The 10,161-nt window shown below is 63.8% G+C and carries 12 protein-coding genes; 4 read left to right on the top strand and 8 right to left on the bottom strand.

All coding sequences use genetic code 11. The annotated features are described in order from the left end of the window. Positions 1-50: 50 nt before the first annotated feature. The 8 genes from ABI582_RS13940 to ABI582_RS13905 all read right to left on the bottom strand — a co-directional run bounded on the left by ABI582_RS13940 (position 51) and on the right by ABI582_RS13905 (position 7,574). The gene (locus tag ABI582_RS13940) at positions 51-851 is read right to left on the bottom strand and encodes a DUF3050 domain-containing protein (protein ID WP_258655585.1); all 801 of its coding nucleotides are present in this window, start codon (positions 849-851) and stop codon (positions 51-53) included. A gap of 41 nt (positions 852-892) precedes the next feature. Continuing rightward, positions 893-1,864: a fatty acid desaturase gene (locus ABI582_RS13935; protein ID WP_442119460.1), complete on the bottom strand. Its 972-nt coding sequence runs from the start codon at positions 1,862-1,864 to the stop codon at positions 893-895. Between the two features lie 10 nt (positions 1,865-1,874). Continuing rightward, positions 1,875-2,702, bottom strand: a complete 828-nt coding sequence (locus tag ABI582_RS13930; RefSeq protein WP_306380113.1) for an SDR family NAD(P)-dependent oxidoreductase — start codon at positions 2,700-2,702, stop codon at positions 1,875-1,877. Next, positions 2,699-3,844, bottom strand: coding sequence for an acyl-CoA dehydrogenase (locus ABI582_RS13925; RefSeq protein ID WP_258655588.1), 1,146 nt, complete (start codon positions 3,842-3,844; stop codon positions 2,699-2,701). Before ABI582_RS13925 ends, ABI582_RS13930 begins: the two co-directional genes overlap by 4 nt. Before the next feature lie 4 nt (positions 3,845-3,848). Beyond that, the gene (locus ABI582_RS13920) at positions 3,849-4,292 is read right to left on the bottom strand and encodes a type II toxin-antitoxin system RatA family toxin (RefSeq protein WP_258655589.1); all 444 of its coding nucleotides are present in this window, start codon (positions 4,290-4,292) and stop codon (positions 3,849-3,851) included. 9 nt (positions 4,293-4,301) lie between these two features. Further along, a complete protein-coding gene (locus ABI582_RS13915; RefSeq protein WP_442119459.1) occupies positions 4,302-5,558 on the bottom strand; it encodes an aspartate aminotransferase family protein in 1,257 nt (418 codons plus the stop codon). Between the two features lie 4 nt (positions 5,559-5,562). Continuing rightward, on the bottom strand, positions 5,563-6,636 hold the full coding sequence (locus tag ABI582_RS13910; RefSeq protein WP_258655591.1) for an SDR family oxidoreductase: 1,074 nt from the start codon (positions 6,634-6,636) through the stop codon (positions 5,563-5,565). Positions 6,637-6,836: 200 nt separating this feature from the next. Beyond that, positions 6,837-7,574 (bottom strand): AraC family transcriptional regulator, encoded by a 738-nt coding sequence (locus ABI582_RS13905; RefSeq protein ID WP_258655592.1) that lies wholly within the window; start codon positions 7,572-7,574, stop codon positions 6,837-6,839. A 269-nt stretch (positions 7,575-7,843) separates the two neighbouring features. On the opposite strand from ABI582_RS13905, the gene ABI582_RS13900 reads away from it, so the two are divergent. The 4 genes from ABI582_RS13900 to ABI582_RS13885 all read left to right on the top strand — a co-directional run bounded on the left by ABI582_RS13900 (position 7,844) and on the right by ABI582_RS13885 (position 10,152). Further along, positions 7,844-8,608: an FKBP-type peptidyl-prolyl cis-trans isomerase gene (locus ABI582_RS13900; RefSeq protein ID WP_234229165.1), complete on the top strand. Its 765-nt coding sequence runs from the start codon at positions 7,844-7,846 to the stop codon at positions 8,606-8,608. Positions 8,609-8,896: 288 nt separating this feature from the next. After that, the gene (locus tag ABI582_RS13895) at positions 8,897-9,337 is read left to right on the top strand and encodes a YkvA family protein (protein ID WP_338746365.1); all 441 of its coding nucleotides are present in this window, start codon (positions 8,897-8,899) and stop codon (positions 9,335-9,337) included. Between the two features lie 111 nt (positions 9,338-9,448). Continuing rightward, a complete protein-coding gene (locus ABI582_RS13890; RefSeq protein ID WP_338746366.1) occupies positions 9,449-9,787 on the top strand; it encodes a helix-turn-helix domain-containing protein in 339 nt (112 codons plus the stop codon). Continuing rightward, positions 9,784-10,152: a hypothetical protein gene (locus tag ABI582_RS13885; RefSeq protein WP_306380107.1), complete on the top strand. Its 369-nt coding sequence runs from the start codon at positions 9,784-9,786 to the stop codon at positions 10,150-10,152. The genes ABI582_RS13890 and ABI582_RS13885 overlap by 4 nt, the downstream gene beginning before the upstream one ends. The last annotated feature ends 9 nt before the right edge of the window (positions 10,153-10,161 follow it).

Raw genomic sequence — 10,161 nt, 5'->3', positions numbered from 1 at the left:
TTGTGGGCCATCAGCCCTTGCCTGCGGCGGGCGCAGGCAAGGGCTGATGCTCAGCTGGCTACCGCTTCGCAGTTAGCCTGCGCGGTCGCGGTAGCGCGCTGGTGCAAAAGCTCCAGCACGCCATCCCACAGCACGGTGCGGGCTACCAGCGCGTCGCCGGCGCTTTTCGCCAGGGCTTGCTGTTGCGCCGGTTCGCTGACGATCTCGGCGATGATACGTTTGGCCGCGGGGCCGTGATCGTCGCCGTCCATCTCGATGTGGCGCTTGAGGTAGTAGGTGAGCATCGGCACGCTGGCCTCGTCGATCGCCCAGCGCTGCAGCAGGCCGCCGAACATGTCCGGGATGATGTCTTCGCGGCCGAAGAAGAAGTACGCCAGCACTTGCTCGGTAGTGCCGTGCAGGGCAACGTCCAAGGTCTTGCTGACGAACACCTTGGCCGGCAACGGGATGTCGACATTGGTCAACGCCTGGGCCAGGGGTACGCCCGCTTGCAGCAGGCCCTGGAACTGGCGGAACGGACCTGTGTCGGCGCCAATCTCCTCCATGGCGCTGAGGTACAGGTCGAGGTGGCTGATGAAGCCGCCGTCAGGGTGTTCGTCGGTTTCCTCGCCGGTGACGATCTCGTTGATCAGCCGTGCGGCAATGATGTGCCGTGGCGGCAGCCAAGGCAGGCTGACGCAGGTCAGGTCGCGCTGGATGCGTTTGAGCAGGGTCATGAAGTCCCACACGGCAAAGACGTGGTTTTCCATCAGCAGGCGCACGTCATCCAGGGTGCTGATACGGGCGAACAGCGGGTGGGCCAGCAGGGTGCGGCGCTCGTTTTCAATCAGTTCATCTACGTCAAAAGACATACTCGGTTCCTTGAGTGTGGAGGTTGCAAACCGGGCCTGAATCACTGCCCGGAGTGGCCGGGCGGTGGCATCGCTTGCCAGGCACCGGCGTAGGGGAAACGTGCCTTGCAGTAGCGCAAGGCGCCGAAGAAACGCGGTTCGAGCAGCGCCTGGCGGCCTTCATACCAACCGCTGGCGAGCAGCTGGCGGTGCAGGCGTGGCAGGCGCCAGCACGGTACCCGCGGGTACAGGTGGTGCTCCAGGTGGTAGTTGGAGCCCAGGTGCAGCAGGGTGCTCAGGCAGGCGGTGCGTGAGCGGGCCACCGGCAGCGCAACGCTGGCTTCGAAGGCATGCTCCTGATAAGCGTTGAGGGCAGAAATCAGCAACGCCAGCAGCAGGCAACCGGCCACGGCGGGCAGCAGCAGCGGCCACTTCGCAGCCAGCAGTAGCCACAGCGCTGGCCACAGCAGCTGGCACACCAGGTTGGTTCTGGCCAGCAAGCGGATCTGCGGGTCCGGCAAAGGCAGCGCACCGCTGACCTTGGCGCCGGGCAGGGCCAGGCGCACGGTTTGCAGCAGATACCAGGCGGTGGCATGCAGGCGCGACACCAGCAGGCGGCTCAGCGCCAGGCGGTAGCGCCGCAGCAGGCGCCAGTCCGGGTCCTTGGGGCCGCCGTTATAGCGATGGTGCTGCCAGTGGTCGACAAAGTAGCCGGTGACGCAGAAGCCCGTGAGCATCGAGCTCAGCAGCACCGCCAGCAGGCAGCTGTAAAGGCGGTTGTCGCTGAGGTTGAAGTGGAAACCTTCATGGCCGAGGATCCCCTGCAGGAACAGGCCGTAGCCCGCCAGCAGTAGCAGCGGCAATGCCAGCGGCCATGCCTGCGGTGCCTGTTCGAGGGTGGCCACCAGCAGCGCCAGCGGTGCGGCGAACAGCAGCAACGCATAGCCGACCACCAAGGTGGTTTCCAGCGTCGACGGCTTGAGCAGGCTGCGCTCCGGGCGTAGCGAAGGTTTGTCCAGTGCCAGTTGCGTCATCGGCCTGGCCTCAGTCGATCAGTTCGGGCTTGAGCGACAGCTGCCCGGCCTTGCTCAGGCTGCGCAGGCGCAGGCTGATAAAGGCATCGACCAGGCTCGGCAGCCAGCGCGCGGTGTACATTGCCACGCTGCCGAGGAAGGTCAGGCCGCGGTTGCGCAAGCCCTGCTGGGTGCAGGCTCGCACCAGGCCATTGCTGGCGTCATCGAGTTTTTCCTCCAGCGACAGCAGCACACGCTCGCCGCGCTTGAAGCTGACCAGGCGCTTGACCGACAGGCCGACCCGTTCAGCCGGGTCGTGAATGGCGGTGTCGATGAAGCCAGGGAACACCGTGACCACGTCCAGTTGCCCGGGGTACTGCATGCGCAGCACATCCGAATAGGCGCTCATGGCCCGTTTGCTGGTGGCATAGGCGGCGACGTAGGGCGCGTTGACCAAGGCAAACAGCGAAGACACGTTGACCACCTTGCCGCGCTTGCGCAGCAGCGCCGGCAAAAAGCGCGAAGTCAGCTGCCAAGGCGCCAGCAGGTTGACTTCCAGGGCGCGGCGCACGTCATCGTTGACCCCCGTTTCGCCTCGTTCCAGGGTCAGCACACCGGCATTGTTGACCAGGATATCGATGTCGCCGAAGCGTTCGAGAATAGAGGCGGCGGCTTCATCCAGTCGTTCGCGGTCGCACAGGTCGAGCAGGTAGTAGGCATCGAAGTTCAGGGCCGTGTGCGGTTCGAGCCGGTCGATGCCGATCACCGTTGCCCCTTGGCGCTTGAGTTTGCGCGCGGTTTCCAGGCCCAGGCCGCGTGCAGCGCCGGTAATGACGACAATCTTGTTGAGCAATTTCACAGGGTGACTCCATTGGCAATGCTGAAGGTGGCGCCTTGCAGGTAGCTGTCGAGGTTGGCCGTCATGCTGAAACGCCCGGGAGGGTGGAACTGCAGGCCACGGGTACTGGCCAGCCAGTCGCAGCCCAGGTTGGAGCGGATGAAGGCCAGCCCGCCGAGCATCTGGTGGGCCAGGTCGGAGGCGCTGGCCAGGTGCTGTTCGATGCCGTAGCGGGTCAGCAACAGGCGCGCCAGCAGGTCATCGGCGTTGCCTTGCACCTGATCGACTTCGTGGGCCAGGCCTTCCAGCGCACTCAGGCACAGTTGCAGTTGGCAGGCCAGCTGCACGCGCTGCTGGTCGCTCCAGCGGCGCTCGTCGATCGCCCGTTCCACCAGGCCCATGCAGGCCCCCAGGTAGCTGGCGCTGATCAGTAGCTCGAACCAGATGAAACCGATGGTCTGCACGTCGCCCAGCTGCGATTTCAGCCCGGCAGAGAAGATCATCTTGTCGCTGACGTAGACATCTTCCAGGCGCAGTTCCAGGCTCTGTGCCGCAGCCAGGGCGCTGTTGCCCCAGAACGGGTGGTGGCTGATGCCGGGTGCGGTAGCAGGGATCAGCGCGATCATCAGCTCTTCGCCGTGCTCGCTGGCGCGGCTGTAGCTGGCGGTCAGCAGGTCCATCGAACTGCTCAGGCTGCACGGTTGCTTGCTGCCGCTCAGGCGTACGCCGTCGGCCAGTTGCACGGCTTCCATGCCGGCATCAAGGATGCCGCCACCGGGCACGCCTTCGGCGAAGCCCGAGGCCAGTAGCAGACGCTGCTGGGCGATGGCCGACAACAGCAGGCCTTCGGCGCCTGCGCCATTGCCGGCCACCGCTACCAGGCTGGCCACGGAAAACTGGTGCATGGTGCTGGCCACGGCCAGCGACGGCGACAAGGCCCCGAGGGCGAGCTGTACGTGCAGCGCTTCGCGTGCGTTGGCGCCCAGGCCACCGCCGGCCTTGGGCACCAGCAGGGCGACCGGGCCGGTGTGCTTGAACCAGTCCACCACTGGGCTGCCTGCGGCTTCGCGCTGCTCGAAGGGCAGTTCCGTCAGCAGCTTGGCAAAGTCCGGGGCGAAGCGTTGCAGGGTTTCCCTGGCGTTGCGCAGGAGAGACAAAGGCATGGCATCAATCCTTGATCTGGCTGTTCGGGAACAGGCCATGGATGATGGCGCTGATGTTGTCGCGGATCGCTTGACGGGCGACCGGGTCGAGCATGTCGGCCAGCATCGGCAGGCCCAGGTCGAAGCAGGAGCGGAAGGCAATGCTGGCGCCTTCGGCGGTGTCGCTGACTTGCCAGGAGCCGGAAAAGTGGTCGATGTCGCCAGCGGTCTGGCGGAAATGGATTTGCAGGTTGGCCGGGTCGAAGACGTCGCGTTCCTGCCATTTGAGAATGCCGCTGTGGAAGTTCACCTCCCAGTTGCTCAGCACCTCGTGCTCATGGATCGATTCGATCTCGATGTTGCGCACCGACTCACACAACTGCGGGTAAACGCTGAAGTTGCTGATGGCGGCATAGACCTGTTCGGCACTCTGGCTGGGAACATGGGCGTTCAGGCTGACTTCTTTCATTTCGGTGTCCTATTCAAAGGTACGGGCAAGGGCGCGCGCGAAGCCGCCGAGCAGCCATTCAACGTCGCTGTCGCTGTACAGGGCTGGCGGTGTCAGGCGGATTACCCGGTGATCGTTGAGCGAATGGTTGACCACGATGCGTTGGTCGATCAGGTGCATGACCATGTTTGCCGCCAGCCCTGCGTCGGCGAACTCCAGCCCCAGCAACAGGCCGGCGCTGCGTAGCTGTACCTCGGCACCACGCGGGTGTTGCCCAAGCACACTTTCCAGGCCCAGCTGCAGGCGTTGCCCCAGGTCGGCGGCGCGTGTCACCAGCTGTTCGCGCTGCATCACCTGCAAGGTCGCCATCACGGCAGCCATGGCCAGCGGGTTGGCGCCGAAGGTGGAGGTGTGCATCAACGGATTGCGATTGAGCGGTGCCTGCAGGTCGGCCGTGCACACCATGGCGCTGACCGGCACGCAGCCACCGGACAGGCTTTTGCCGACCAGCAGGATGTCCGGTGCCACGCCCTCGTGGTCGCAAGCCCACCAGCGCCCGGTACGGCCCATGCCAGACTGGATTTCATCGGCGATCAGTACTGCGCCATACTGGTCGCACAGCGTGCGCACCTGCTGCAGGTAGCCAGCCGCCGGCACGATCACCCCGGCTTCGGCCTGCACCGGCTCGAGGATCACGCAGGCCCGTTCGGGTTGCGCCTGCAACTGCCGGCGCAGCGCCTCGACATCCCCGAATGGCACGAAGTGGGTGTGCCCGAGGCGGTCGTCGAACGGTGAGCGATACAGTTCACGCCCGGTCACCGCCAGCGCACCCAGGGTCTTGCCGTGGTAGCCGCCCTGGGTCGAGATCACCTGCTGGCAGCCGTTCAGCCAGGCCAGCTTCAGTGCAGCCTCTGTGGCTTCGGTGCCGGAGTTGCAGAAGTACACGTACTGAAGCGGCGCGGGGCATAGCGCAGCCAGGGCTGCGGCGGCCTGGGCCTGGAACGGGTTGAGCATCAGCTTGCTGGCCATCGGGTGGCTGTGCAGCTGGCGGCTGACCTGTTCGACCACTTGCGGGTGCGAGTGGCCGAGCAGGAATACGCCGTAACCACCGGCATCCAGATAGCGATTGCCGTCCATGTCGAACAAATAGACGCCTTCACCTGCCACCTCGATCGGCAGGTTCATCATCGAGGCCAGGCGTGCATAGCCGGCGTTCACATGGTCACGGTATTGCGCCCGCACGCGCTCGGCGTCGAGCCCTTCGGGCAGGGGAGTGAAGCTGTTCATCGTCTCAGGCCTCCATGGCCAGTTCGCCACGGCTTTCACCCGCTACCGGAATCTTCAACATGCGTTGCATGGCCGAAAGCTTGGGTGACAGGCGCGCCAGGGTCAGGGCCAGTTCCTGGCGCGGGGAACGCATGGCCAGGTGCTGGGCCGGCAACAGCTGCTCCAGCGAGCTGGGCAGCGGCTGCAGCAGGCTGGCGTAGCGGCACAGTTGGGTGGCGCGGCCCAGGGCTGCGCGGATGTTCTCTTCAAGGGCCGGCAGGAACACCGGGCGCACCAGTCGTTCGTAGATGTCCGGGTTCATGCAGCGCGGACGCTGAAAAGGCTTGCCCTGGTCTTGCATTTCCGCGCACATGAGGTCGAGCAGGGTACGGATATCCAGCGCCTGCGGGCCATTGCTGAGGAAGTAATCGTCGCCGATCAGGCGCTGGTCCAGGGCGCTGGCAATACCGGCCGCCGCCACGTCGCGAGCGATCACGTCGACCCGCCCGTCCTCCGGGCACGGGATGATCGGCAGGTAGCCCGACATCATCAGCCCCATGGTCAGGTGAAAGCCCTGCAGCATGGGCATGTGGCCACTGTGGCTGTCGCCGATGATGATCGACGGGCGGAAGATCGACACCGGTACGCCGGCATCACGCACCAGGCTTTCGGCCTGGCGCTTGACCACTTCGTACGGGGTCGAAGGCATCACCCCGGGGTGGTAGTCACACGGGTGCGTGAAGGCGGTGCTGATGTGGTACAGCGGCACATCGGCGTCGCGGACAAACTCCAGCACCTGCTCGGTGCCTTGGTAATTGACCGAGAACACCGCTTCTGCATGGCCATCCAGGCGGGTGATGGCCGCGCAGTGGATGACCCAGTCGACCCGCTTGGTCAGTGCCAGGTAATCCGCGCTGGACAGGCCCAGGTAGGGTTGGCAGATATCACCGCGCACGGTCTCCACCCCAGGGTGGCGGATGCTGCTGCGACGGGTCAGGCAAACGAGGTGATAGCGGTCGGCCAGTTGGTCGATCAGGGTATCGCCCAGTACGCCGGCACCGCCGGTAAGGAAAACGGTCAGCCGCGAAGGTCCTGACATTGGCTAGCACTCCTTGCTCGCTAGGTTGATGAAGTGGCATCTGCCATGCGCCCGTCTGCCTGGCAGCCGCAATGGGGCCAAGGACCGGAACGATTAAAAAAGCCGACCTGTGTGCCCCGGGTTCAGGGGCGGTCGGCAAGCAGCCCTGCGCCTGGTGGTGGAGACCCCGGCTGGCGCGGGCTGGAGGGGATGATGGCGATTTAGAACTGTGGATTCTTGAACGAATCGCTTGTATTGCGTAGCACGATGGCAACGCGGCTGGGCGACATGCCGACCATGCGTCGCATCATGCGGGTGAGGTGGGCCTGGTCAGCGAACCCACCAGCCATGGCGGCATCGCTGAGGCTGGCATCGTGGGCGAGGGCATGGCAGGCACGTTCGAGCTTGCGCCAGATGATCCACTGCGAAAGTGGCACGCCCATCTGGTGCGTGGCGAAAAATCGCAGGCGCGGGCTGGACAGGCCGACTGCGCTGGCAGCGCGTGAGACCGCGCCGATGCCGGCCCAGTCCTGGCGCAGCAGGTGCAGGGCATTGGACAGGCGCGGGTCGAAGCTTTCGGGGGGCACCAACTTGAGTTCCAGTGCCGCCACCACTTCGTGGAAGTTGGCGGCCTGGCGCACGCAATCGACGATATCCTGGCTGACTGCAGCCTTGCCGCTGTCGTCGAGCAAGGCCTTCAGCGCACGGCCAAGTGGCGCATCCGGATAGAAATAGAGAAAGGCAACGCGGTCTGGGTTGGGCAGCGAACGATGGTCGACTGAAGGCCCGATCAATACCCCAGGTGCGGTGAGGACCTGCTTGCCGAATTCCACCGTGATGTCGTAGCGCAGGCCGATGCACAGCTGGATGGCGACGTGGGCATGGGCAGCAGTCTGGTCGGTATTGCCGGTGTACCCCAGCCAGTAATCACCGAAGGTTACTGCTCCATCCCATCTCATCGTGCGTCCCTGAAGCCCGTTCTAGATAGCCTGGCCGCCCCGGCTCAGTATCCTGAAAGCGGCAGATGATAGCGTTATGGTATATCTTGGTCGATACAAAACGTAACGAATAATCTTTTGCACTTTTTAAGGCTTTCCGGCCGCGGGCCAGGCTGTGGAACTAATCCCTGTTTGCTGGTTCTTATGCCGGTAGCCATGGGTTGGGGACGCCTGATAAGCTCGCGGCTTCTACCCTGATTGCCCTTATGGCGCATGAACAAGGAAAACACATGAAACAGCATCGTTTGGCGGCTGCGGTTGCCCTGGTAGGCCTGGTACTGGCTGGCTGTGATCAACAAGCCAGCAGCCCCGAGCTGAAGACTCCGGCGCAGAAAGCCTCCTACGGTATCGGCCTGAACATGGGCAAGAGCCTGGCTCAGGAAGGCATGGAAGACCTTGATTCGAAATCGGTCGCGCTCGGCATCGAAGACGCCGTTGGCAAGAAAGAACAACGCATCAAGGACGAAGAGCTGGTAGAGGCGTTCACTGCCTTGCAGAAACGCGCCGAGGAGCGCCTGGCCAAGGCCAGCGAAGAAGCCGCCTCCGCCGGCAAGAAGTTCCTCGAAGAAAACGCCAAGAAGCCAGGCGTGGTCACCACTGCCTCCGGCCTGCAGTACGAAGTGGTCAAGAAAGCTGATGGCCCGCAGCCAAAACCGACCGACGTGGTCACTGTCCACTATGAAGGCAAGCTGACCGATGGCAAGGTGTTCGACAGCTCTGTCGAGCGTGGCAGCCCGATCGACCTGCCGGTCAGCGGTGTGATCCCGGGTTGGGTCGAAGGCCTGCAGCTGATGCACGTTGGCGAGAAGTACAAGCTGTTCATCCCGGCTGAACTGGCCTACGGCGCACAAAGCCCAAGCCCGCTGATCCCGGCGAACTCGGTACTGGTGTTCGACCTTGAACTGATCGCGATCAAGGATCCGGCCCAGCTGCAAGGTGGCGAGCCGGAAGCCGAGGCTCCAGCTGAAGCACCTGCTGAAGCACCTGCCAAGTAACACTGGTTGGTTCTTGCAAAACGCCCCGTCCTGACGGGGCGTTTTCGTTTGTGGCGATTGGACGAACCTGCAACAACTGATACTGTCCGAGGAAATGCAGCTAGTAGATGTACGATGTTTCTGGCGCAAATCGTTTGCGGTCAGGTACCCACGGCTTGAAACGGTTGTGTAAAAAACGCCCGATCTGACCGTGGCCCTTGCCTGGCAGGGACCTGGGCTCAGAAACGCGACCCTGTTCACAAGGTTATCCACAATAAATGTGGATAACCTTTTCCGCCTGGAGGCTCCATGAGCGCACCCTGGAATTTTGCCCGTTTCCTGCCCCTGGCCGAGCGCCTGCTCAGCCGTGGTCGGCTGCCGGCCCTGCTGTTTGCAGTGGCCCGCAAAGGCCCGCGCATCGGCCGGTTGCGTGAGGACGTGAAACTGCTGCAGTCGTTGTGCCTGGCGTGGTGGCGCGGCGAATACCGCGCCATCAGCCCAAAGGCGCTTGTCACCATCGTGGCTGGCCTGCTGTATTTCGTCAGCCCTATCGATGCCATCCCCGACTGGTTGCTGGGCGTGGGTTTTCTCGATGACATCGCCGTACTGGGGTGGGTGCTGAAGACCGTGGCCGACGAACTGGCGCGCTTCAAGGCTTGGCGCGACAGCCAGGCACCCGAGCGGCTGCGTGTGGTAGAGCGTCTGCCGGCTACCCCGCAAGCATTGGGGCTGGAGCGCAATACGCCGTGAAAACAGCCTGAACTGCACCGCCACCGGACAGACCCCGGAGTTGGTAATATAATTGGCATAAGGGTTATGCCTACGGATTACATGCTGTAATCCTTTTTAAAGGGGTTTGTAATGGGTATTCAGGTCATTAGCCGGGACGGTCAACCCGAGTACGCTGTCGTTCCCTGGGAGCAGTACCAGGCACTGCTGAAGGCGGCGGGGCAGGCGCCGGCCGAGGCGGTTGTGGGCGAAGAAGCCGGCTCCGCTGCCGCGGCGCCATTACCGGCGTTCAGCGAAGTGGCGCAGATTCGCCAGGCCAAGGGCATTGCCCCTGAGCAACTGGCGCGCAATGTTGGGGTGAGCCCGGCGTATCTGGCCATGATCGAATCGGGCGAACGCCAGCCGGATGCTGCCATCCGCCGCGCCTTGGCCTGGCATCTGGGGGTGGCTGGCTGGAGCGAGCCGTCATGAGCCAGGTCAGGATCAGCCGTCAGCACTGGGAAAACCTGCTGGGCGAGCTTGACCTGGCCCGTCGTCAACGACACTTGCTGACCTACCGAGCGCTGATCGAGCGCTTGCAACTGCCTAGCCCTGCCATGCAGACGCTGACCGCTGCGCTGGAGTACCTGGCGGTGCTGGATGCCCGTGCCGAGCAGCCGTTGCGCAGCTCGCTGGTGATCAGCCAGGGCGCCAGCCGTTTGCCGCGTACCGGCTTCTTTGAATGTGTCGAACGGCTGGGGCGGTTTGCCGGGCCGGTCGATGGCATGGAAGCGGCGTCGTGGCATGCCTCCGAGGTGGTCCGGGTATTCGAGTACAGCTACCCCGAAACAGCCTGATACTCAGCA

The sequence above is a fragment of the Pseudomonas sp. SAS7 genome (assembly GCF_052112345.1).
Taxonomy (GTDB): domain Bacteria; phylum Pseudomonadota; class Gammaproteobacteria; order Pseudomonadales; family Pseudomonadaceae; genus Aquipseudomonas; species Aquipseudomonas putida_Q.
Note: the sequence above shows the minus strand (reverse complement) of the source record. Positions and strands in the feature narration are given on the sequence as shown.